At 38.0% G+C, this 23,031-nt stretch carries 24 protein-coding genes and 1 other annotated feature; of the genes, 22 read left to right on the top strand and 2 right to left on the bottom strand.

The features are described 5' to 3' along the window. The first annotated feature begins 461 nt into the window (after positions 1 to 461). The 19 genes from AB3M96_RS03310 (at position 462) to yajC (ending at position 17,014) form a co-directional block, all read left to right on the top strand. Positions 462 to 1,244, top strand: coding sequence for a peptidoglycan DD-metalloendopeptidase family protein (locus AB3M96_RS03310; RefSeq protein WP_412966142.1), 783 nt, complete (start codon positions 462 to 464; stop codon positions 1,242 to 1,244). Beyond that, positions 1,237 to 2,106, top strand: coding sequence for a M50 family metallopeptidase (locus tag AB3M96_RS03305; protein ID WP_412966141.1), 870 nt, complete (start codon positions 1,237 to 1,239; stop codon positions 2,104 to 2,106). Before AB3M96_RS03310 ends, AB3M96_RS03305 begins: the two co-directional genes overlap by 8 nt. A 50-nt stretch (positions 2,107 to 2,156) precedes the next feature. Then, the gene (locus tag AB3M96_RS03300) at positions 2,157 to 3,635 is read left to right on the top strand and encodes an Rne/Rng family ribonuclease (protein WP_412966140.1); all 1,479 of its coding nucleotides are present in this window, start codon (positions 2,157 to 2,159) and stop codon (positions 3,633 to 3,635) included. A 79-nt stretch (positions 3,636 to 3,714) separates the two neighbouring features. Next, positions 3,715 to 3,794, top strand: a sequence feature (ribosomal protein L21 leader region). A gap of 15 nt (positions 3,795 to 3,809) precedes the next feature. After that, a complete protein-coding gene (gene rplU / locus AB3M96_RS03295; RefSeq protein ID WP_412966139.1) occupies positions 3,810 to 4,118 on the top strand; it encodes a 50S ribosomal protein L21 in 309 nt (102 codons plus the stop codon). An 11-nt stretch (positions 4,119 to 4,129) separates the two neighbouring features. Continuing rightward, the gene (locus AB3M96_RS03290) at positions 4,130 to 4,456 is read left to right on the top strand and encodes a ribosomal-processing cysteine protease Prp (RefSeq protein ID WP_412966138.1); all 327 of its coding nucleotides are present in this window, start codon (positions 4,130 to 4,132) and stop codon (positions 4,454 to 4,456) included. A gap of 28 nt (positions 4,457 to 4,484) precedes the next feature. Then, on the top strand, positions 4,485 to 4,778 hold the full coding sequence (rpmA, locus tag AB3M96_RS03285) for a 50S ribosomal protein L27 (protein ID WP_412966137.1): 294 nt from the start codon (positions 4,485 to 4,487) through the stop codon (positions 4,776 to 4,778). Positions 4,779 to 4,984: 206 nt separating this feature from the next. Continuing rightward, positions 4,985 to 5,524: a Spo0B C-terminal domain-containing protein gene (locus AB3M96_RS03280; protein ID WP_412966136.1), complete on the top strand. Its 540-nt coding sequence runs from the start codon at positions 4,985 to 4,987 to the stop codon at positions 5,522 to 5,524. Positions 5,525 to 5,649: 125 nt separating this feature from the next. Beyond that, a complete protein-coding gene (obgE, locus tag AB3M96_RS03275; protein WP_412966135.1) occupies positions 5,650 to 6,936 on the top strand; it encodes a GTPase ObgE in 1,287 nt (428 codons plus the stop codon). 38 nt (positions 6,937 to 6,974) lie between these two features. Beyond that, entirely contained in the window at positions 6,975 to 7,415 is a 441-nt protein-coding gene (locus AB3M96_RS03270) for an ACT domain-containing protein (RefSeq protein WP_412966134.1), read from the top strand. Positions 7,416 to 7,428: 13 nt separating this feature from the next. Further along, complete coding sequence (gene pheA / locus AB3M96_RS03265; protein WP_412966133.1) at positions 7,429 to 8,286, top strand: prephenate dehydratase; 858 nt, start codon at positions 7,429 to 7,431, stop codon at positions 8,284 to 8,286. Between the two features lie 236 nt (positions 8,287 to 8,522). Further along, positions 8,523 to 10,232, top strand: a complete 1,710-nt coding sequence (safA, locus tag AB3M96_RS03260; RefSeq protein WP_412966132.1) for a SafA/ExsA family spore coat assembly protein — start codon at positions 8,523 to 8,525, stop codon at positions 10,230 to 10,232. Between the two features lie 294 nt (positions 10,233 to 10,526). Next, a complete protein-coding gene (locus tag AB3M96_RS03255) occupies positions 10,527 to 11,366 on the top strand; it encodes a YhcN/YlaJ family sporulation lipoprotein (protein ID WP_412966131.1) in 840 nt (279 codons plus the stop codon). A 289-nt stretch (positions 11,367 to 11,655) separates the two neighbouring features. Beyond that, positions 11,656 to 12,180: a BofC C-terminal domain-containing protein gene (locus tag AB3M96_RS03250; protein ID WP_412966130.1), complete on the top strand. Its 525-nt coding sequence runs from the start codon at positions 11,656 to 11,658 to the stop codon at positions 12,178 to 12,180. A gap of 124 nt (positions 12,181 to 12,304) precedes the next feature. Next, entirely contained in the window at positions 12,305 to 12,919 is a 615-nt protein-coding gene (gene ruvA / locus AB3M96_RS03245) for a Holliday junction branch migration protein RuvA (protein ID WP_412966129.1), read from the top strand. Between the two features lie 13 nt (positions 12,920 to 12,932). Beyond that, positions 12,933 to 13,934, top strand: a complete 1,002-nt coding sequence (gene ruvB, locus AB3M96_RS03240; protein WP_412966128.1) for a Holliday junction branch migration DNA helicase RuvB — start codon at positions 12,933 to 12,935, stop codon at positions 13,932 to 13,934. A gap of 8 nt (positions 13,935 to 13,942) precedes the next feature. Then, positions 13,943 to 14,134 (top strand): DUF2905 domain-containing protein, encoded by a 192-nt coding sequence (locus AB3M96_RS03235; protein WP_412966127.1) that lies wholly within the window; start codon positions 13,943 to 13,945, stop codon positions 14,132 to 14,134. 26 nt (positions 14,135 to 14,160) lie between these two features. Then, complete coding sequence (gene queA / locus AB3M96_RS03230) at positions 14,161 to 15,189, top strand: tRNA preQ1(34) S-adenosylmethionine ribosyltransferase-isomerase QueA (RefSeq protein ID WP_412966126.1); 1,029 nt, start codon at positions 14,161 to 14,163, stop codon at positions 15,187 to 15,189. Positions 15,190 to 15,562: 373 nt separating this feature from the next. Continuing rightward, positions 15,563 to 16,702 carry a tRNA guanosine(34) transglycosylase Tgt gene (gene tgt, locus AB3M96_RS03225; protein WP_412966125.1) on the top strand — a complete coding sequence of 380 codons (1,140 nt, stop codon included), beginning with the start codon at positions 15,563 to 15,565 and terminating at the stop codon, positions 16,700 to 16,702. A gap of 51 nt (positions 16,703 to 16,753) precedes the next feature. Then, positions 16,754 to 17,014: a preprotein translocase subunit YajC gene (gene yajC / locus AB3M96_RS03220; RefSeq protein WP_412966124.1), complete on the top strand. Its 261-nt coding sequence runs from the start codon at positions 16,754 to 16,756 to the stop codon at positions 17,012 to 17,014. Positions 17,015 to 17,055: 41 nt separating this feature from the next. Here yajC and AB3M96_RS03215 read toward each other — a convergent pair whose 3' ends face one another. Further along, the gene (locus AB3M96_RS03215) at positions 17,056 to 17,439 is read right to left on the bottom strand and encodes a TIGR04086 family membrane protein (RefSeq protein WP_412966123.1); all 384 of its coding nucleotides are present in this window, start codon (positions 17,437 to 17,439) and stop codon (positions 17,056 to 17,058) included. Between the two features lie 203 nt (positions 17,440 to 17,642). Here AB3M96_RS03215 and AB3M96_RS03210 point away from each other — a divergent pair, with 203 nt between their 5' ends. Beyond that, positions 17,643 to 18,308 carry a DUF421 domain-containing protein gene (locus AB3M96_RS03210; RefSeq protein WP_412966122.1) on the top strand — a complete coding sequence of 222 codons (666 nt, stop codon included), beginning with the start codon at positions 17,643 to 17,645 and terminating at the stop codon, positions 18,306 to 18,308. Positions 18,309 to 18,328: 20 nt separating this feature from the next. On the opposite strand, the gene spoVB is transcribed toward AB3M96_RS03210, so the two are convergent. Continuing rightward, positions 18,329 to 19,891 (bottom strand): stage V sporulation protein B, encoded by a 1,563-nt coding sequence (gene spoVB, locus AB3M96_RS03205; protein ID WP_412966121.1) that lies wholly within the window; start codon positions 19,889 to 19,891, stop codon positions 18,329 to 18,331. Positions 19,892 to 20,010: 119 nt separating this feature from the next. On the opposite strand from spoVB, the gene AB3M96_RS03200 reads away from it, so the two are divergent. Both AB3M96_RS03200 and secDF read left to right on the top strand, forming a co-directional pair. Beyond that, positions 20,011 to 20,313, top strand: a complete 303-nt coding sequence (locus AB3M96_RS03200; RefSeq protein ID WP_412966120.1) for a post-transcriptional regulator — start codon at positions 20,011 to 20,013, stop codon at positions 20,311 to 20,313. A 315-nt stretch (positions 20,314 to 20,628) separates the two neighbouring features. After that, positions 20,629 to 22,875 (top strand): protein translocase subunit SecDF, encoded by a 2,247-nt coding sequence (gene secDF / locus AB3M96_RS03195; RefSeq protein WP_412966119.1) that lies wholly within the window; start codon positions 20,629 to 20,631, stop codon positions 22,873 to 22,875. Positions 22,876 to 23,031: the final 156 nt, after the last annotated feature.

Below are 23,031 nucleotides of genomic sequence, written 5' to 3'. Positions count from 1 at the left end.
TGGAATTGTACCCACTCAGGTCAGCAAAAAGAAATGAGTTGGTAAGCAAAGCCGAAATCATACCCACTCAGGTCAGTGAAAAGAAATGAGTGGGTAAGTAAAGCTGGAATTGTACCCACTCAGGTCAGCAAAAAGAAATGAGTTGGTAAGCAAAGCCGAAATCATACCCACTCAGGTCAGTAAAAAGAAATGAGTGGGTAAGCAAAGCCGAAATCATACCCACTCAGGCCAGCAGAAAGAAATGAGTGGGTATGAAAACCGGGTAATGTACCCCACTCCAATTTAACGATTGAGTAAATTAGCTGATCCAAGCTATAAATTTTAAATCCCTCAATAACTTCCCCCCAACATAGCCTCATCTTTATTCACTTTCCCCTAGTTAACTAGATTGATAGTCATAACTGAAGGGCTTGTATCATAAACTTGTACAAACTATATGGGTAAGGGAATGATATGGAGATATGAGTAATCGTGCGAATGACATTAGAAAGAGAATTGCTAAGCGTAAAAGGGAAAGACATTCATTTCAACCAACTACTAGGAAATCAGTAACTCCAACGTACCTTGCCAATGATGAGGAGAGATTCGGAGGTAGTGGATATTCTCCGTTCGATGGTGGGCCAGGTCGTGAAGGGGGACATCCTTTATTTAAGAAAGAAACGTTTCTTTTCAAGATTTTACTCTCTGCTGTGCTTTTCTTATCAGTTGGTATTTTGTATAAGAACCAATCACCGCAATTTGATAATGTACGAGAGTTTGTAGGTAGTACAATGGAAAGTGAATTTCAATTTGCAGCAGTTACGGAATGGTATGAGGAACAGTTCGGAAGTCCACTTGCTCTTTTACCAGTCAACCAAGAAAAAAATAACACAGATAAAGTAACTCCAGGGAAATTCGCTGTACCTGCAGCTGGCAGGGTAACCGAAACCTTTGAAGCTAATGGGCAAGGCGTTACGGTTGAGACTGATAGCAAAATTGTCGAGGCCATGAATGGTGGAAAAGTTCTAGAGGTTGCTACTAAGGGTGACTTAGGAAAAACAGTTGTTATTCAGCATGGAGATGGAACTGAAACCTGGTACGGTAATCTTGGAACAATTAGTGTAAAATTATATGATTATGTGGAAACTGGGCAAGAGGTTGGAACTGTCACAGACCCAGAAGGAGATGAAAAAGGGACCTTCTATTTTGCCATTAAGCAAGGAGAAACATTTATTGATCCAATACAGGTGATAAAATTTGAATAGCTATTTTAAACTCCTTAGAAAAATAGAGATACATCCATTACTATGGCTCATAGTCGGAATAGCTGTAATTACAGCAAACTTTCGAGAGCTATTGATGTTATTCTTTATCATACTGGTCCACGAAATGGGACATGCTGCATGTGCCCATTTTTTTTCGTGGAGAATTAAGAAAATACAGTTGCTCCCTTTTGGTGGAGTAGCTGAAATGGATGAACATGGTAATCGTCCGCTTAAAGAGGAATTATTTGTTGTATTGGCAGGTCCGGCACAGCATATCTGGCTAGTAGCTGGAGGCTACATATTAACGAAAGTATCTATTATGTCGCAGGATACCTTTGAACTATTTTTATATCATAATGTAGTTATCCTTTTATTTAATCTTCTTCCTGTTTGGCCATTAGATGGTGGAAAGTTGCTTTATTTATTCTTTTCTTCAAAGCATTCCTTTTTTGAAGCTCACAAACGAATGCTAATTTTATCTTCATTTTCAATTATCACTATGATTGCTTTGGTACTGCTGTACTATCCAAATAACCTAAACCTGTGGATAGTTATTTCATTTTTAATTTTTTCAATAATAATGGAATGGAGAAAGAGGCATTTTGTCTTCATGAGATTCTTACTTGAACGTTATTATGGGAAACAAGATACATTTATCAACCTAAAGCCAATAATTGTAGACGAAACAGAGAAGGTTTACAATGTACTTTCAATGTTTCAAAGAGGTTATAAACATCCGATTGTTATACGGAAAAATGGAGAGAATCAGCATCCTTTAGATGAAAATGAACTCTTGCATGCCTACTTTAATGAGAAAAAGTCTTATGATCCAGTTGGTGATCTACTTTACTTGACGTTCTAAGATAAGGTACATTGGTATGTAGAAAAATGTAACCTTAAAGTGGGGATTTTATGAAAAAATTAATTCTAAATGTCCGAGATCGTGAAAAGCGCACGGCGGTTATTGAAAACAATAAAGTAGTGGAAATAAATATTCAGCAGCCTATTCATACTGAAATCGTTGGAAACATTTATAAAGGAAGAGTAATTGATGTGCTGCCTGGTATGCAGGCAGCATTTGTTGATATAGGAATTGGAAAAAATGGCTATATTCAACGTGATCAGCTACAATCCTTCCATCTTTCAGCTTTACCAGATCATGAAAAAAAGGCAAAAAGTATTTCAAGCTTTGTGCGACAAGGTGAAGAAATCATTGTCCAAGTTACAAAGGAAGGCTCTGAGCGAAAGGGACCAAAATTAACTGGGCTAATTGAATTTCCAGGGAGTTCTCTTGTATATTCTCCATTTGGAAACTATATTGCTGTTTCAAGAAAAATGAAGGAAGAAGCTGAACGAGATAGATGGAAAATGTTTGGCAAAACGGTTTTGCAGGAACCAGAAGGAATTATTCTTAGGACTGCTTGTGAGAATAAAGCTGAAGAAAGAATCCAAATTGAATTAGATTATCAAAGACGAAAATACAGATCGTTGCACGAAAAACAAAACCAAGTTAAACCACCTTCACTTCTATTCGATGCGTCGAATATTGTGGACAGAATTGTTATTGAACATCGATTAGAGGATATCGAGGAAATTATTATCGATGATTCACATGTCTATAGAGATATTAAAGAGCGACTTGGCGATAATTCGGTCCTTGTTTCTCATTTTAATGGTACAGAAAACATATTTTCTGTTTATGGGATTGAACGGGAAATTGAAAAGGCACAAAAACAGGTTGTCTGGTTAGAAAATGGTGCCTATTTGTTAATTGAACAAACAGAAGCGTTAACAGTTATAGATGTGAATACTGGGAAATTCCAAGGGAAAGAAAGTCTAAGAGATACCGTTTTTAAAACAAATCAAGCTGCAGCAACCGAAATTGCACGTCAACTACGGTTACGAGATATTAGTGGAATTATCTTAATTGACTTTATTGATATGAAAGATAAAGACGAGCGACAAAAGATAATGCAGGCTTTACGATCTGCTTCAAAAGGAGATCGAAATCGAATCATTATTCATGGCTTTACTTCCTTAGGTATTCTAGAAGTTACTCGTAAAAAAGTTAGACAGGATTTGTCTGCTATTCTACAGGTGAATTGTCCTACCTGTCTAGGAACTGGAAGGGTTGCCTCAGCTGAGACAGTGGCATTTAAATTAGAACGTGAATTATGGGAGTTGCGGGGAAAAGATCTTGAAGCAGTTTGGATAGAAGCAACAAAGACTGTCATTGATGTTTTTAAAGGTGATCAAAATGTACATCTAAAAAGACTAGAAGATGCCCTTACAATTAGTATCTATTTGTCAGTGATTAGTTCACCATTACATACCTATAATATAAGGCATACTGGTTCACAATCAGATGTAAAGGAAAGAATTGGAGAGTAGTCGCCTGAATAACAAATCGTAATATGTATTGACTCTCTTTACTCTATGTGATAATATTTTCATGTTATGTTTGTAGCACCCAATGCTACAACCGCACAAATCAGGTACTAAGCTTTCATTAACATGAGACGCCTGCATTTGGCGAGTCTTAGTCCAATATTAGGAGGTGCAAGTATGTACGCAATTATTGAAACTGGTGGTAAGCAAATCAAAGTTCAAGAAGGCCAAGAAATCTTCGTTGAAAAATTAAACGTTGAATCTGGTGAAACAGTTACTTTTGACAAAGTTTTATTCGTAGGTGGAGAAAACGTTAAAGTTGGTAACCCAACTGTTGAAGGTGCTACTGTTACAGCTAAAGTTGAGAAACAAGGTCGCGCTAAAAAGATCGTTGTTTTCAAATACAAGGCTAAAAAGAACTACCGTAAAAAGCAAGGTCATCGTCAACCTTACACTAAAGTTGTTATTGAAAAAATCAACGCGTAAGGCATTCTATCATGATACATGTTACTATTAATCGTAACAGTTCCGGTAGAATTAACTCATTTACAATGAGTGGACATGCCGAGTTCGATGTTCCAGGGAAAGATATCGTTTGTGCCGGAGCTTCTGCTGTGGCATTTGGTACAATTAATTCCATCTATGCACTATGTAAGGTCGAACCTTTATTAGAGCAAGAGAAGAACGGATTCCTCCGCTGTCAAATTCCTAAGTTAGAGGATAAGATGATTGAGGATAAAGTACAACTTCTCTTAGAAGGTATGGTTGTATCATTGCAAACGATTGAACTTGACTATGGACAATACATGAAAATTCAATCATAATAAACTTTATTATAGGAGGTGGAACAACATGTTCGTAAGATTAGACCTTCAATTCTTCGCTTCTAAAAAAGGAGTAGGTAGTACAAAGAACGGTCGTGACTCAATCTCGAAACGTCTTGGTGCTAAGCGTGCAGATGGTCAATTCGTTTCTGGTGGATCAATTTTATACCGTCAACGCGGTACTAAAATCTACCCAGGAGTAAACGTTGGCCGTGGTGGTGACGATACTCTATTCGCTAAAGTTGACGGAGTTGTTAAATTTGAGCGTTTAGGCCGTGACCGTAAACAAGTAAGTGTATACCCAGTTGCGCAAGAAGCGTAATTTACTTATAAAACTCTAACCACGTGGTTAGAGTTTTATTTTTTGCTTTTAAATAGTATGAGAAATCCCTCTCTATACAAAAAGTTGATATTAGTTTTATTTGACAAGGTTTGATATAATTTTCATTACATAATATTTGTGTGTTCAATAACTGTACGTATGTTAGGAACAGTTATCGGTGAATATCGAGATTTAGGGGAAATGATATGAGAAAAGATTGGAGTACAATTGAAGTTTTAAAGCATTCACGCCATGATTGGTTAAATAAAATTCAGCTGATAAAGGGCAATATTGCATTAAATAAAATGGACCGTGTCAAATCTATCATTGAAGAAATAGTGATCGATGCTCAAAATGAAACACATCTTACCAATTTACATATTCCTTCGTTTGCTTGCCTAATGATGACTTATAATTGGGAACCTCATAAGTGTCAACTTGATTTTGAAGTGTTAGGGAATACTCGGGACTTATCTAAAATTGACAATCTACTTACAGATTGGTGCCTAAAATTATTTAATCTGTTAGAGGATTACGCTGATGAGATGGCCGAAAACCACGTTTCGATTACCTTTGATACATCAGAAGAGGAAACCCGATTCTTTTTCGACTTTAGTGGAATACTAAAAGAGACTGAAAAACTCTCAAATTGGCTACAATCTGTTAAAGATACCAATGAAATATTACAAGTAAAAGAATGTAAAGTTTGCAAAGAGGAAGTTAATGTTTTGGTACATATAGTGTAAAAGTTTTTCTCGGTGTAAACGTCATATTACGGACGTTAGCATTCAAAAATAGGAATATCATTAAATTATGCCACATCATGTGGACAACTTCCTAACAAATCAATAGAAATGACCGGAGGGAAAATATGTTTGTCGATCAAGTCAAGGTGTATGTAAAAGGTGGAGATGGTGGCAACGGTATGGTTGCTTATCGTCGTGAAAAATACGTTCCAATGGGTGGGCCTGCTGGAGGAGACGGTGGAAAGGGTGCAGATGTAATCTTTGAAGTTGAAGAAGGTCTGCGCACGTTAATGGACTTCCGTTATCAACGCCATTTTAAAGCCAAACGTGGAGAGCATGGAATGTCCAAAAATCAGCACGGTAAAAATGCTGAAACAATGATAGTAAAGGTTCCGCCGGGTACGGTTGTTACTGATGACGATACTGGTGAAGTCCTAGCTGATTTAACTAAGCACGGACAAAGAGCAGTTATCGCAAAAGGTGGTCGCGGAGGAAGAGGAAACTCTCGTTTTGCTACGCCTGCCAACCCTGCCCCAGAGATTGCAGAAAATGGGGAACCAGGCCAAGAGAGATATGTTAATCTAGAATTGAAGGTATTAGCAGATGTTGGTCTTGTAGGATTCCCAAGTGTGGGTAAATCTACGTTACTTTCTGTCGTGTCTGCAGCAAAGCCTAAGATTGCAGAATATCACTTCACGACAATCGTACCAAATCTTGGTGTTGTAGAAACAGAGGATAATCGTAGCTTTGTAATGGCTGACCTTCCTGGTCTAATTGAAGGAGCCCATCAAGGAGTTGGATTAGGTCATCAATTTTTACGACATATTGAGCGTACGAGAGTTATCGTGCATGTAATTGATATGTCAGCGATGGAGGGCCGGGATCCATATGATGATTACGTAACAATTAATGAGGAATTGAAGGAGTACAATTTACGCTTAACAGAAAGACCACAGATCATTGTTGCAAATAAAATGGATATACCTGAGGCCGAGGAAAATCTTGCTGCTTTTAAAGAAAAATTAAATGAAGACGTGAAGATATTCCCAATATCTGCAATTACGAGACAAGGTCTCCGTGATTTATTATTTACGATTGCTGATCTTCTTGAAACAACACCTGAGTTTCCACTTGAGGTTGAGGAAGAAGCTTCAACACATCGTGTTATGTATCGTCATGAAAAAGAAGAAAAAGACTTTGTCATTACACGTGAAAGCGATGGTTCATTTGTGATTTCTGGTGAACGAGTTGAAAAGCTCTTTAAAATGACAGACTTTACAAGAGATGAATCTGCAAAACGATTTGCCCGTCAGCTTAGAGGTATGGGAATTGATGATGCCCTACGTGAAAAAGGTGCTAAGCATGGGGACACTGTTAAACTACTTGAGTATGAATTTGAATTCATTGAATAGAGAGAAAGTAACTTGCTGAATAAGGGGAGGGAGAAACCATGGACGGCAAATTTTATTTAGTACGCGAGGATGTTCTGCCAGAGGCAGTTCGTAAAACCTTAGATGCTAAGGAATTACTAGAAAGTGGGGAAGCACAATCGATTGCAGATGCTACTCAAAAGGTAGACCTCAGTCGTAGTGCTTATTATAAATATAAAGATACAGTATTTCCTTTCCATACGACGGTTAAGGAAAAAATTATTTCATTGTTTTTTTACTTGGAAGATCGATCTGGTACACTCTCTCAATTGTTAGCGACTGTAGCAAGTACCGGCTGCAATGTATTAACTATACATCAAACCATACCTCTTAGAGGTAAAGCCAACGTGACTCTTTCATTAAATACGTCTGGAATGATCGGAGAAGTTACCGATCTGCTTGCTCAACTAAGGAAATTGGAATTCGTAGACAAGGTAGAAATCCTTGGTACAGGAGCATAGGGAGGCAGTAATCGTGAACATAACAAACATAGGTTATTTAGGACCTAACGCAACATTTACTGCCCAAGCTGTCTCAGCATTATTTCCTTCAAAAGAGAGTAGACCGTTCCGTACTATTCCAGCATGTATTGATGCAGTTGTTAATGGAGAAGTGGATGCAGCGGTCGTTCCAATTGAAAACACAATTGAAGGATCTGTGAATTTGACAATTGATTACTTAATCCATGAGCAACCCTTGAAAATTATAGGTGAGGTTATTATTCCAATTAAACAGCATTTAATGGTGCATCCAAATAATAAAGAGAGTTGGAATGAAGTCATTGGCATTCATTCACATTCGCATGCCATTGCACAATGCCATAAATTCCTGCATAACCATTTTCCAAATATAGAGGCTGAATATACTACTTCAACTGGTGCTGCTGCCAAGTATGTGAGTGAGAATCCCGATATGAAGCTTGCAGCAATCGCTAATGAACTAGCTGCAGAGGAATATGGGTTAGAGATTGTACAGCAAAACATTCATGACTTTGATAATAATCATACACGCTTTGTTGTGTTACATAAGGATATGTTTTATTTTGAACCAGACGGTAAGAAACAAAAAGGTAATAAAACAACATTAATGATTACTCTTCCATCTGATCAAGCAGGTGCCCTACATCAAGTGTTATCTGCCTTTGCTTGGAGAAAGCTAAATCTTTCTAAAATAGAATCAAGACCTATGAAAACAGGTCTTGGCAATTACTTCTTTTTAATCGATATTGAGCAAAGGATGGACGATATCTTAATTCCAAGTGCAATTGCAGAACTAGAGGCATTAGGATGTGGAGTGAAAGTGCTAGGAAGCTATTCATATTATCAGTTATAAAAAAAGCTCGATGGGGAACCATTGAGTTTTTTTCTCTTTAAATTGCTTACAAAATTCATAATAGGAACAGGCAATGGAAATAACGAGCGAAAATATTTCTACATTCTTAAAAGCTTGACCGGCACTCTTCTACACATATTTCAAGTGACCTATGCATAAGTTGTGATGAGAAATAGTGGCAATTTGCCTATCTTGACATACAATGTAAAGACTTATGTATAGGAGGGGAAAATCGCGTGAAGATCCATATCGTTCAAAAAGGCGATACTCTTTGGAAAATATCCAAGAAGTATGGAGTAGACTTTGAAGAACTTAAGGCTGTTAATACACAGCTTAGCAATCCAGATAATATTATGCCTGGGATGAAAATTAAAGTACCAACGGGAACTGTTCATGTTAAAAAAGAAGCACAAATCGGTGGAGTTCAAAAAGAGGCACAAGTAAATTTAGCTCCTCTGAAGGAACAAATTGTGCACCCTTATGCTGATATCACTCCAGAACCATTTCCAGTAATGGAAGAAGAGGAGGTACCAGTACAAGAGGAGGTTGCTGGTGTTGAAACGGGACCTTATATCCCTCAAATGCCACAGATGCCGATACCACAGATGCCAATGCCGCAAATGCCGCAAATGCCACAATATCAACCATTTGAAATTGATATTAATAACTACAACCTGATGAATATGCAAATGCCTCAGGTTCCCACACCACCGTCTAATGTACTACCTGGAATGATGGCACCTGAGGAAGATGATGAAGTACTTGGAGTAGAAGACGACCTAGATGATGTTCCACAAATGCCACAAATGCCTCAACAACAAATGCCAATGGGCTATCCAGCTCAGGCAGGAATGTTTAATCAGTGTGTACCAGTAACACCTGTTATGCCAGGAACAGGTCTACATGGTATGCAATGGGGACCACCAGCACAAATGCCAGGTGGGTTTGCTCCAATGCAAGGGTTTCCAGCACAAGGACCAGGTGGGTTTGGCCCAATGCAAGGGTTTCCAGCACAAGGACCAGGTGGATTTGGTCAAATGCAAGGAGTTCCAGCACAAGGACCAGGTGGATTTGGCCCAATGCAAGGATTTCCAACACAAGGTCCAGGACAATTCGGTCAAATGCAAAACTTTCCAAGGGTAGAAGGTGAGGAAGAGGTTGAATTGCCACCAACTCCGCCACAAATGGCGCCAATGCCGATGATGCCGCAACCGCAACCTCAACCATTCGAAATTGATATTAACAATTTCAATCTAATGAATATGAGCATGCCACAAATGCAGCCAATGCAGATGCCACCAGCACCTGAAATGGTAGCAGGAGTGGAAGATGTAGAAGAGGAAGAGCCACAGATGCCACCGCAAATGGCACCAATGCCGATGATGGCACCAATGCAAATGCCTCCATTAGGGAACTGTGTGCCTATATCACCAGTTTTACCAGGATCAGGTCTTGGAGGTTTCCCAGGTCCAACTCCGTATGGACCAGGAATGCCAATGACTGGTCCGATGCAGGTAAATCCGCAAGCAGTTAGTCCATTTGGTGGGTTCCCAGGTGGTGCGCCAGTTTCGCCTCCACAAGCATATAACAAAAAGGACTGTGGCTGTGGTGGACCGAAGCCTCATTTTGGAGGACAATTCCAACCACAAGGATTTCCAGTAGGACCTCAAGGCTTTCCGGGTCAACAGGGCTTTGCAGGTCAACCAGGGTTCGCAGGTCAACCAGGATTTGCAGGTCAACCAGGGTTCGCAGGTCAACCAGGATTTGCAGGTCAACCAGGGTTTGCAGGTCAACCGGGATTTGCAGGTCAGCCAGGATTCGCAGGTCAACCAGGATTTGCGAGTGGGTTTCCAGGCCAACCGTCACCATATGGAGTAAATCAACAGATGCCATACAACCCAATGTTTGCAATGCCGGATTTTGATGAAGATGATTTAGACGATTAATTTAAAATAACTGTGTAAGGGCGAATGAGGATTCGTCCTTTATTTTTTTGCTTTTGAACGTATTTAACTCAGAAAATAGCTAAAATGCATAAATCCAAATTAAAATACATAAATGAGTTTTTGAGCTGAATTAGCTTCTTTTCCTTAAGATGTGATGTAAATTAATTTAGTAACAACCAATCTCCAATAATTTTAGGACTTTCAAATAACTAACAGATATATTTCTTGGCATAGAATGACAACCTAAGCTTGAACATGTTTTTCATGTTCAAAGCTCAAAAGGGGGTTATTGTATTGAGGAAAGTTCTGTACACATTATCGACTGCAGCATTAATGCTAGGTGGCCTAACTGCTTGTAATACGGACGAGGGTGCCTTAGATACTCGCTACAATGATAATGCAAGACCTATCGGTTATTATTCAAATGAAAACAATAATGACCGTAATGAGCGTAATGGCAATGGATATCGTATTAACGACAACGATGGTCCATTAACAGAGATTATGGATCGTAACGGTAATGGTAATAACAACCGGAATGGAACACGAATTACCAATAATAATAACGACAGAAGAAATAATGGTGCCGGGGTCATGAATAAAAATGGCAGAGATAATAAATCCGGTATCATGAATAATAATACTGATGGACGCAGAATTGCAACTCCTTATAACGATGGTAACCCTAATACAATGGGTAATAACGGTCATGGACAAGCTGACCGAAATTATCACAGCCATCTCAATGACAATAACCACAGAGTACGAACTTCAGGCTACTATGATCGTGACAGTGGTAATCTTGTACAAAAGATTACTGATAGAGCATCAAAAGTTAAGAATGTTGATGATGCTCGAGCAATCGTTACGGAAGATAACATCTTAGTAGCGGTTGATACAAATGATAATAACGACAAGCGTGTAAAAGATGCTGTGAAAAAAGCAGTGATGCCATTAGCAAAAGGTAGAAATATTAATATCGTAACTGATGAAGGTACATTTACTCGTGTACGAGACATTGATAATGATATCCGTAATGGTAACACACGAGAATCAGTCGATGCCGATATTAGAGACCTATTTAACAATATTGGTGAAACATTGAGTAAGCCGTTTAATAACAATAACCGATAGGTAGTTTTAGGATGTCCGTTTTTCGGGCATCCTTTTTTCGCCTATAGAAATTAATTAACGCTTATAGGCACTAAAATAACCCTTCAAAATTGAACCAATGCAACCTAATTCACCCCAAAATAACCTGCCACAACAAAAAACGAATACTCTTAAGACCTTTTGAGAAAAATACTTGTATCTTTTTGGATAATACTTCTAGTTTTGGTCACACTAGTATTGTAAGGTGGTCAACATTCGAGGTGTTTTACAATTTTTGAGTTGGCAACTAATTGGTAAGAGGTGATGCCAAATGAAGATGTTATTTAAAATTATAGTGTGTGTGGCTGCTGTATTATTAATGCCGAGTTTTTCAGGGACAAGTACAGGATTAGGTCAAGAAAATAATGATACACCTCAAGAAGTAAATGGGCCATTAGAGGTTACGGTAATCCTAGAACGTGTATATGTGGACGGCGAGGTTAGTGAAGAGATTATCAAAGAAACCATTTTATCTATGGAGGATTTTTGGGCGGAGTATGAGGATTGGAATCTTGTTCACCAAGATGAAGATCAGGTTGTATTTCAACAACGTATTGACGATATCTCACCTTTGCTAAAATCGAATGGTTACTTTGGTATTACGGAGGATGGTACTCTATCCATCTTCAATGGTAAGCCTGAATCTAACAAGGTAATTCAGTCTTTCTTCCAAATTGATGTCGAGAAGCTTGAAAGCTATCAGCACAGTTTGTTGAAAAAGGGAATTAAGATTGGTTCAAAAGACGAATATATGAACGTTCTGGAGACCTTTAAAACATATACGACTTCACAATGAACATAACAATTGCCAGAGACTAGATTTTTGACTAGTCTCTTTTTCTATTTTCTCGTCTTCTTTTATGCCTTTTCTTTTCGGATATGATAAAATGGGGTACAGCAAAGAAGAGGAGAGAGTACGTTTGATTGAATTTATTAAAGGTACAATTGAGTACATAAATCCCGAATACGTTGTGATTGAAAACAACGGAATTGGATATCAAATATTTACACCTAATCCATTTGTTTTTACAAAGGATAAAGAAAAGACAGTAACGATATATACATACCAATATGTTCGTGAAGATATTTTAGCTTTATACGGTTTTAAGACACGTGAAGAAAAAGCGTTATTTGTTAAGCTATTAAATGTTTCAGGAATTGGTCCTAAAGGTGGTTTAGCTATTTTAGCGGCTGGAGAGCCTGGACAAGTGGTTCGTGCGGTTGAAAATGAAGATGAGAAGTTTCTTGTTAAGTTCCCTGGAGTAGGTAAAAAAACAGCGAGACAAATGATACTTGATCTGAAAGGAAAGCTGAATGACTTAGTTTCAACCATTAGTCCAGATCTATTTTCAGAGGATCATGAATTTGAAACAAGTACTACTTCAAGCTATACGGAGCTTGAGGAAGCAATAGAAGCATTAAAAGTATTAGGGTATGCCGAGAGAGAAATTAATAAAGTATTACCTGAATTACGAAATGAAACATTATCAACAGATCAATACATTAAGAGAGCTCTACAGAAGCTATTAAAGTAAGGGGGTAGCTTGAATGGAAGATAGGCTCGTATCAGGTTCTACTAATTACGAAGAGTCCGCAATTGAGCAAAGCCTTAGACCACAAACTCTGTCCCAATATATTGGGCAGGATAAAGTTAAATCGAATTTATCAATTTTTATAGAAGCGGCTAAGATGAGACAAGAAACATTAGACCATGTTCTATTATATGGCCCTCCAGGATTAGGAAAAACAACTCTTGCTACGATTATTGCAAATGAGATGGGAGTTAATATTCGGACAACCTCAGGACCTGCGATTGAGCGACCGGGAGATTTAGCGGCTATCCTTACTGCATTAGAACCTGGTGATGTTCTTTTTATTGATGAGGTTCACCGTCTTCAGCGCTCTATTGAAGAAGTGCTCTATCCTGCAATGGAGGACTTTTGTTTAGATATTGTGATTGGGAAAGGCGCAGGGGCAAGGTCGGTCCGTCTTGATTTACCTCCTTTTACATTAGTTGGTGCAACGACAAGGGCAGGTTCATTATCAGCACCACTCCGAGACCGCTTTGGGGTTTTGAGTAGGCTTGAATATTATAATGAGGAACAGTTATCAAATATTGTGATTCGAACAGCTGAGCTGCTGGATGTAGAAATTGATGAAAATGCTGCTAATGAGATTGCAAGACGCTCTAGAGGAACTCCGCGTATTGGAAATCGTCTACTTCGTCGGGTCAGAGATTTTGCACAGGTACGTGGAAATGGCATGATTACCGAGGAGATTGCAAATGAAGCTTTAGAATTACTACAAGTAGACCGTTTAGGACTTGACCATATTGACCATAAATTACTTAAAGGAATTATTGAAAAGTTTCGAGGTGGTCCGGTAGGATTAGATACCATTGCTGCGACGATTGGTGAAGAAGCACTCACTATTGAAGATGTTTATGAACCATATCTTCTGCAAATTGGTTTCCTGCAACGTACACCTCGTGGCAGGGTTGTAACTGACCAAGTTTACAGACACTTTCAAATGGAAGTTCCGAAGGAGTAGGTTATAACATGGGGAAAATGCTAATGATAATGGGGATAATTCTATTAGTTATCGGATTCGTATGGCAATTTATCGGAAAGCTACCAGGAGATATTGTTGTAAAAAAGGGTAATACTACCTTTTATTTTCCGATTGTTACTTCGATTGTAATTAGCATCGTTCTATCATTCATTTTTTATATTATGGGTAGATTCCGTTAGATAGTTTACAGAAATAGGTGAAAGATATGAAAGTTGATTTATTTGATTTTTATTTACCAGAGGAGCTAATCGCACAAACTCCTCTTGAAGACCGGGAAGCTTCAAGACTTATGGTACTCGAAAAGGAAACTGGAAACATTACACATACTCATTTTCGATCTGTCCTTAATTATCTTAATGAAGGTGATTGCTTAGTCTTGAATGATACTCGCGTATTACCAGCCCGTCTCTATGGAGTAAAGGAAGACACTGGTGCGAAGGTTGAAGTATTACTTTTGAAAAATGAAAAAGAAGATACATGGGAAACCCTTGTTAAGCCAGCTAAGCGCGTAAAGGAAGGTACTGTCTTAAGTTTTGGAGACGGTCGTCTCAAGGCAGTTTGTACAAGCTTAGGTGACCATGGCGGAAGATATTTAGAATTTCAATATGAAGGTATCTTCTATGAAATCCTAGATGCCTTAGGTGAAATGCCATTACCCCCTTATATTAGAGAACAATTGGATGACCAAGACCGATATCAAACAGTATATGCAAAACACCGTGGGTCAGCGGCTGCCCCTACAGCGGGATTGCATTTTACTGAAGAACTTCTGCAAGAAATAAGGGACAAGGGTGTTCATGTAGCATTCATAACATTGCATGTAGGCTTAGGAACCTTCCGACCGGTAAGTGCCGATACAATTGATGAGCATGAAATGCATTCTGAGTTTTATATGATGACAGAGGGAACGGCTCGTTTGTTAAATGAGGTAAAAGAAAATGGGGGGAAAATCATTTCTGTTGGAACCACCTCAACACGTACGCTAGAAACGATAGTGAAAAATAATAATGGTAAGTTTGCCGAGTCAAGCGGTTGGACCAATATTTTTATTTATCCCGGCTATGATTACGGGGCAATTGATGGTCTCATCACAAACTTTCACTTACCAAAGTCAACTCTTATAATGCTGGTTAGTGCGCTAGCTGGTCGAGAGAATGTATTAAACGCCTATGAACAAGCAGTCAAGGAACGATATCGTTTCTTCAGTTTTGGAGATGCAATGCTGATTATCTAAGGGTTGTATAAAGGGCAGGCTTTTTTTCTAGCCTTGTTACTTTTACGCCTAAGCTAGAAGTTTAACTGAGGGTGATTGGAGTGCATGGCACGAGACTCCTGCGGGAAAGTCATATGACCGTCTACTAAAAGCCGCCACGTCCCGTGGCGAACGTAGATGTCAGCACATCCTGTGCAAGTCAAGTGAGACCCCGCAGGAGCTTGCGACGAGGAAGCTCACGGTCCGCCCGCGGAAAGCGAGTGCCAGGAGCGTAAAGCACCAACTTTGTAATATACACCCAAAGTAATAGCAGTTGGCAATAATCTATAAGAAAAAAAACTTGAATTTAAGAAAGTTGGATTTAACCACATCCAAACAAAAAGGAGTTAGACAAGTGACAGCGATTAGATATGAACATATTAAAACCTGTAAACAAACAGGTGCAAGACTTGGAAAAGTGCATACACCGCATGGCTCGTTTGATACCCCTGCTTTTATGCCTGTAGGTACATTGGCAACTGTTAAGACAATGTCTCCTGAGGATTTAAAAGAAATGGGAGCGGGTATTATCCTAAGCAACACATATCATTTATGGCTTCGTCCGGGACATGAAATAATCAGAGAAGTTGGTGGCTTACATAAATTTATGAACTGGGACCGTGCAATCTTAACGGATTCAGGCGGTTTCCAAGTTTTTAGTTTAAGTGAGTTTCGTGAGATTAAAGAAGAGGGAGTTCATTTCCGAAACCATCTAAATGGAGATAAGCTCTTTTTATCACCAGAAAAAGCAATGGAAATTCAAAACGCACTCGGCTCAGATATAATGATGGCATTTGATGAGTGCCCTCCTTATCCAGCAGAATTTGAATATATGAAGAAGTCGGTTGAACGTACAAGCCGTTGGGCTGAAAGATGTTTAACAGCTCATAGCCGTCCACAGGACCAGGGGTTATTTGGAATTGTGCAAGGTGGAGAATATGAGGAGCTTCGAAAACAAAGTGCAAGAGATTTAGTTTCATTGGATTTCCCAGGTTATGCAGTAGGTGGACTATCAGTTGGGGAACCAAAAGATGTGATGAACAGAGTACTAGAATTTACTACTCCATTACTTCCTACGAATAAACCAAGATATTTAATGGGAGTAGGTTCTCCAGATTCACTTATAGACGGAGCAATCCGTGGGATCGATATGTTTGATTGTGTGTTACCTACTAGAATTGCTCGTAATGGTACACTCATGACAAGTGAAGGGCGTTTAGTCGTGAAAAATCAAGAGTTTGCGCGAGATTTCCGTCCACTAGATGTCAATTGTGATTGCTATACATGTAAAAATTATAGTCGTGCTTATATTAGACACTTAATAAAAACAGGTGAAACGTTCGGAATAAGACTTACTACTTATCATAATCTCTATTTTCTGTTAAAATTAATGGAGCAAGTCCGAAAAGCGATTTCAGAGGATCGTCTTGGGGACTTCCGTGAAGAATTTTTTGAGCGGTATGGTTTTAATAAACCGAACGCGAAAAACTTCTAAAAATGCAAATCAATTCCGTATGGAGATAAACTCAGGAAAGGGGTGAAATAAATGGAAGGTATTTTAGGGACAGTTGGACCTTTAATCTTAATGTTTGCTATTTTTTATTTCTTGTTGATTCGTCCTCAGCAAAAGCGTCAAAAAGCTACTGTACAAATGCAATCTAATCTTGCAAAAGGTGATAAGGTAGTCACAGTTGGTGGCCTACATGGTATTATCGATTCTATCGATGAGAACAAGGTAGTAATCAAATCTGGTAATGCTAATCTTACATATGATAAGCAAGCAGTTCGTGATGTAATTAAAGACTAATTAGACAAAAAAAAGAGCGTTTTTCAACGCTCTTTTTTCATTTATGCTTCTCTTCTCGAAGGGGTAGTCATATTTACCCCGAAAATGCCTCCGATAACAGCTGCAGCTAAAAACCCTACATGATACATAAGTTGCTCAGTCGAGAAAGTGGCATCATAGCCAAGGAATTGAACAAGAAATACAATGATTGAATACAGTACACCTGTACCTCCACCAATTAACCAGCCTCGTTCCTTGCCTTTTCCACCAGATACAAATCCACCAGCAAATAATGCAATAAATGATACCCCTAAAATGACCCATGTTAGAGAAGATTCTTGTACAGATGTAAATCTAAGCAACAGTGAAAGTAATAAACTAGACACAATCACAATCGTAAAAATTGCAATTACACCATATACCATTGCTATCCCCATTTTTCTCATGGCCTTGCCTCCCTAGAATATGATTTTCATCCAAAGATGGACAGTTATTACCCTTAGTACGAGCATATTCATGTCCACTTCTTTTTAGAATCTAAATCTAGTTAAGCATGGAAAATCCTTTCAATTATGTTTTTCAAGAAACTGTACAAACTACAAGGGAACACTGTCTTTCGAATATCACTTCAGTGGAAGGGGCTGTCATCTTGGAAGAATACCTCGTCATATTTGGAAGAACGATTTTACTTTATGTGCTTATATTGATCATTTTCCGCATGATGGGTAAGCGAGAAATTGGCGAACTTAGCCTTCTAGATTTAGTAGTATTTATGATGATTGCCGAGATGGCTGTTGTGGCGATTGAAGATACAAAAGATCCTATTTTTCATTCTATCTTTCCTATGGCACTCTTAATGCTTATTCAATTTCTATTAGCAATCATTTCATTAAAAAGTAAGAGGTTTCGTGAAATTGTAGACGGAAAGCCTACAGTCATTATTAATAAGGGGAAAATAGACGAGCATGCCATGCGACAGCAACGATATAATTTTGATGATCTTCTTATGCAATTACGGGAAAAAGATATAAGAAATGTAGGAGACGTTGAATTCGCAATTCTAGAGTCTTCAGGTGAATTATCGGTATTAAAAAAAGACAAGAAAAAGCCAACGGACCATGAGGAATTTTCCCTAGATTTACCTCTAATTTTAGACGGAACTATCCAAGAATCGCATCTCGTTCAAATGAATAAGTCTCATTTTTGGTTGCGGCAAGAACTTCGAAAACTTGGACATAAGGATATCAAGAACATTTCATACTGTGCTTATCATAATGGCACATTCCATATTGATATGAAAGACGAAAAAAGGTAACCGATTGGTTACCTTTTTAGTTACAATAATTTAGCAAGTGCTCCACCAATAAAAGGTACTCTTCTTACTTCTTCTTTTGTTAACAGCTTAAATAGCAGCAATAATATAAAGTAAATGATAGAAGTTATACCTATTGCAGCAAGGGTTCTAATAAGAAGTGTAGAGTCTGTTAAAAGGTTCATATAAAAGTAATGTCCACTAATTCCGGAGACAAGCATGGTTGCAAAGCTTTTTATATAATCTTTTACATAAAAACTATATGAAATTGCTTTAACGATTGTAGAAAAATGCAGGAGTGTAACAAGCATCATTCCAATTACAATCGCAAGTGCTGCACCCATAATACCAAGAGAAGGTCTAGTTGCTAGTACAAAAATTGCTCCTGTTTTAATTACATTGCCAATCAAGCTGTTTATCATGGCTGCCTTTGCTAAATCGAGAGCTTGTAGCGTAGCTTGAAGTGGTCCTTGGAAATAATAAAAGATAAAAAATGGTGCCATTACTTTTACATAAATTGCAGAATTACTATTACCATACATTAGCTCCATGACTGGAGAGGCAAAAACATATAAAACTACGATGGCTAAACCGCCTGACACTAAGGATAATCGTAATGCTTGTTTTAAGCGATATTCGATTAGTAAAGACTGTTTTTTAGCTGCTGCTTCACTTATTGCAGGAACTAATGCGGTTGATAGCGAATAGGTAATAAAAGAAGGAAGCATTAAAAGTGGTAATGCGAATCCTGTTAGCTCTCCGTACTGCCTTGTTGCAATATGTGTCACAACCCCTGCTATTGCTAAGCTCTGTGCAACAACGATAGGTTCAAAGAACCAGGAAACAGATCCAATTAAACGGCTGCCTAGTGTTGGTACAGCGATTCTTGTAAGGTCTTGAAAGGTTTGTTTTCCATTTTTAGCAGAAGCAAAGAAGTCCTTTCTAATACGAATTCGTTTTTTCATTTTAAACATGAAGAATAAGTAAAAGAGAGACATTAATTCACCAACAACTGCTGATAACATAGCTCCTGCAGCTGCATACTCAATTCCGTATGGTAGAAATGTTTTTGTAAAAACATAAACCAATGTAATTCTTACAACCTGCTCGATTACCTGTGAATAGGCAGGTGGCTTCATGTTTTGTCTACCTTGGAAATAACCGCGTAGTACGGATGATATTGCAACAATTGGAACAATTGGAGATATAGCTAATAAAGGATAATAAGTTCTTGCATCTGTGAGTAGGGTTTCAGACAACATTGGTGCTAAGAAAATCATCATAGGTGTAAAGATGATACTCAACGTTCCTGTAATAGACAGGGAGACAACTAATATTTTCTTTATCTTCCTAATATCACCCTGGGCCTCTGCTTCTGCAACTAGTTTTGAGATTGCGACAGGTAATCCCATTTGTGTTAACGTGATGGTTAAAACGAACGTAGGGATGGCCATCATGTATAAGCCTACGCCTTCTTCTCCAATTAATCGAGCAACAACGATTCTATTAATAAACCCTAAAATCCTGGTAATAAGTCCTGCAATAATTAAAATTAATGTTCCTTTAAGGAATGTTTGCTTTGACAATTCGTTTCCCTACCTTCTCAAAAAAGGTGATATCATTTACAATTAACTATATGCATGATAGGTGTCCAAGCATGACAAGTATTCTATAGATATATTTGATTAAATAGGAGAGATGACAAGTGACACAGAAAGAAACGCATTTATATGATGGCTTTCGGGAGAACGTTTTCCCTGCTTTACTTAGTAAGGTAGAGGAGTTTGAGTTATATGGATATGACAAGGTAAATGAAAACGACCTTTGGGAATTCCTTACTCGAAAAGTTTGGAAGCGTGCTACTGAGGAAAAACAATTACATGAGATTGTTAGTGATATCATGAATGTTAAGGTAGGCGACTATATGAATTATGCAACTGTAGAAGCTTTTAAGTCTCCAAGCTGGTTTGAAGGAGAAGGCAAAGACGTATTAGAGAAGCTTTTATAAACAAATTTATTGTTAGCAACTTAAATAAGATTAGTAGAAACAATATTGTACTTTTTTATCCAATTGACATGAAAAAGGCATTGTTTCATAATTGTGTAGTGAGAGTTGAGGACAAGATAGTTCGTTACATATTCTTTTTGTAAAAACTATGTTTGTAAGCTTCAGAAGAAGCACTACTAATTCGACGTAGCTTACACATCTCATTGGTTTTCAATGTCTAGCTCCAGGCGTCATCAGCTTGAAGTCATAAGCAGATAGGCGGGCGCCTTGTGCTTTTCTTATTTTTCAGCTAGAAAAAGGAGGATTTACAGTAAAATGGTAAAAAGAGGCCGCATCGTTGCGTTTTTCTTACTAGTACTCTTATTTGGAAGTTTAATTGGAGCTACTGGTTTGGATACAGCAAAAAACATTAAGCTAGGACTTGACCTACAAGGTGGATTCGAAATTTTATATGAAGTGAAGCCTGCTAAAAAAGGTGATGTTATCGATAGAGAAGCATTAGTTAGTACGGTTGATGCATTAAATAATCGTGTTAATGTCCTAGGCGTAAGTGAACCCAATATTCAGATTGAAGGAAAGGACCGTATCCGTGTCCAATTAGCGGGAGTTGATGATCAACAAAAGGTTCGTGAAATTCTATCAACACAAGCTAAACTCACTTTCCGTGATGTGAATGATGAAGTCCTACTTGACGGTTCACAGTTAGCACAAAACGGTGCTAGCCAATCCTTTGACAAATATAATAGACCAAGTGTTGCGTTAACGGTTAAAAATTCGGATGATTTGAAAAATGCAACACAAAAAGTTCTAGATTTAAGGCCTAATAACCTAATGGTTATTTGGTTAGATTTTGAAGAAGGCGTGGATTCTTACGCGGCTGAGGCAGCGAAGCCAAATCCAAAATTCCTTTCGGCTGCTGGAGTTGATCAGGTTTTCACTTCTAAATCAGTTACAATCGAAGGCGATAATTTCACAGTTGAATCTGCAAAAGAGTTAGCGTCTCTTTTAAATGCAGGAGCTCTTCCAGTAGACTTAGAAGAAATTTATTCAACGTCCGTTGGAGCTAAGTTTGGAGCACAAGCTCTTGATAATACAATATTTGCTGGTGTAATTGGTATAGCGTTAGTGTTGCTATTCATGTTAGTTTTTTATCGATTCCCAGGAATGATTGCTGCAGTTACTCTAAGCATATTTGTTTATCTAAACTTACTAGTATTTGACTGGATGAATGCGGTCTTAACTTTACCTGGTATTGCTGCGCTAATCTTAGGGGTGGGTATGGCGGTTGATGCCAACATCATCACTTATGAGAGAATTAAAGAAGAGATTAAAGCAGGTAAATCAATATTATCTGCCTACAGATCAGGTAGTAAAGGATCATTTTGGACGATTTTTGATGCAAATATTACCACGCTTTTAGCTGCAATCGTATTATTTATTTTTGGTACAAGTGCTGTTCAAGGTTTTGCTGTAATGTTAATGGTTTCAATTTTACTTAGCTTTTTAACGGCTGTATATGGAAGTAGATTGTTATTAGGTTTATGGGTAAATAGTAAATTCCTAAATAAAAAACCAGGCTACTTCGGTGTCAAGCAAAGTGAGATTAGAAATCTTGCAGATGCTGATGAAGAAGGGGATATTCCAACCAAGTTTGACCGTTTTGATTTTGCTAAGCATAGGAATAAATTTTTCATAGCTTCAGCTATCATGGTTGTTGTTGGTATAGCAGTACTAGCAATCTTCAGGTTAAACCTTGGTATAGATTTTGTAAGTGGTACTCGTATGGAAGTTTTAGCTGAGCAATCTATAACTCAACAGGAACTAACAGATGAACTTGAGAAGCTCGATCTAGTGGCAAAGGAGATTGTTATCTCAGGGGATAATAAAGAAATTGGAGTTGCCCGATTCGATAAGGACTTATCAAGAGAAAAAATCACCGAAGTTAAGGCACACTTTAAAGAAGTTTATGGAGCAGATCCTAACGTAAGTACAGTATCGCCTACAGTAGGTAAAGAACTTGCTAGAAATGCATTTATTGCGAGTTTAATTGCATCATTAGGAATTATAATCTATGTAGCATTCCGCTTTGAATGGTTAATGGGACTAGCAGCAATAGTTGCCTTAGTACATGACGCATTTTTCGTTATTGTATTCTTTAGTATCACTCGTCTTGAGGTTGATATCACATTTATAGCTGCGATATTAACTATTATTGGTTATTCAATAAATGATACTATTGTAACGTTTGACAGAATTAGAGAACTATATAAGAAGAAAAAACGTATTAAAACATATGAGGACCTTGCAATTATAGTTAATAGAGGATTACGTCAAACGCTAGGTCGTTCAGTAAATACTGCGATAACAGTTATTTTTACAAGTGTAGCGTTATTAATTTTTGGTGGCCAAGCGATTACAAATTTCTCTTTCGCGCTAACAATTGGTCTCGTAGCAGGTATGTATTCTTCAATCTTCATCGCTGCACAACTTTGGCTTGTGTGGAAGCATAAACAATTAACTAAGAAACGTTCTGTGAAAACAGAAGTAGAACCAGAAGTATAAGGGAAACTTGGAGATTGCCGTGTCGTAGGTGATAACGCCAAGTAGCGCCTTCTCTAGTTTCATATTGGCTACAAAGTAAAGTCGTGAGTTATTCACGACTTTTTTCTTTGTAGGGGAGTTATCTCTCTTTTTTGGATAAACTAAAAAACATGTCAA

Origin of the sequence: Ferdinandcohnia jepli (assembly GCF_047246645.1) — a bacterium.
In the GTDB taxonomy this organism is placed as follows: domain Bacteria; phylum Bacillota; class Bacilli; order Bacillales; family Bacillaceae_L; genus Ferdinandcohnia.
This window is presented reverse-complemented; position numbering and strand designations above follow the sequence as displayed.

Bases quoted from the DNA above. Each gene is read 5' to 3' on its own strand.
- AB3M96_RS03310 (WP_412966142.1), top strand. From the start codon at position 462: ATGAGTAATCGTGCGAATGACATTAGAAAGAGAATTGCTAAGCGTAAA.
- AB3M96_RS03300 (WP_412966140.1), top strand. From the start codon at position 2,157: ATGAAAAAATTAATTCTAAATGTCCGAGATCGTGAAAAGCGCACGGCG.
- rplU (WP_412966139.1), top strand. From the start codon at position 3,810: ATGTACGCAATTATTGAAACTGGTGGTAAGCAAATCAAAGTTCAAGAA.
- AB3M96_RS03290 (WP_412966138.1), top strand. From the start codon at position 4,130: ATGATACATGTTACTATTAATCGTAACAGTTCCGGTAGAATTAACTCA.
- rpmA (WP_412966137.1), top strand. From the start codon at position 4,485: ATGTTCGTAAGATTAGACCTTCAATTCTTCGCTTCTAAAAAAGGAGTA.
- AB3M96_RS03280 (WP_412966136.1), top strand. From the start codon at position 4,985: ATGAGAAAAGATTGGAGTACAATTGAAGTTTTAAAGCATTCACGCCAT.
- obgE (WP_412966135.1), top strand. From the start codon at position 5,650: ATGTTTGTCGATCAAGTCAAGGTGTATGTAAAAGGTGGAGATGGTGGC.
- AB3M96_RS03270 (WP_412966134.1), top strand. From the start codon at position 6,975: ATGGACGGCAAATTTTATTTAGTACGCGAGGATGTTCTGCCAGAGGCA.
- AB3M96_RS03250 (WP_412966130.1), top strand. From the start codon at position 11,656: ATGAAGATGTTATTTAAAATTATAGTGTGTGTGGCTGCTGTATTATTA.
- ruvB (WP_412966128.1), top strand. From the start codon at position 12,933: ATGGAAGATAGGCTCGTATCAGGTTCTACTAATTACGAAGAGTCCGCA.
- AB3M96_RS03235 (WP_412966127.1), top strand. From the start codon at position 13,943: ATGGGGAAAATGCTAATGATAATGGGGATAATTCTATTAGTTATCGGA.
- queA (WP_412966126.1), top strand. From the start codon at position 14,161: ATGAAAGTTGATTTATTTGATTTTTATTTACCAGAGGAGCTAATCGCA.
- yajC (WP_412966124.1), top strand. From the start codon at position 16,754: ATGGAAGGTATTTTAGGGACAGTTGGACCTTTAATCTTAATGTTTGCT.
- AB3M96_RS03215 (WP_412966123.1), bottom strand. From the start codon at position 17,439: ATGAGAAAAATGGGGATAGCAATGGTATATGGTGTAATTGCAATTTTT.
- secDF (WP_412966119.1), top strand. From the start codon at position 20,629: ATGGTAAAAAGAGGCCGCATCGTTGCGTTTTTCTTACTAGTACTCTTA.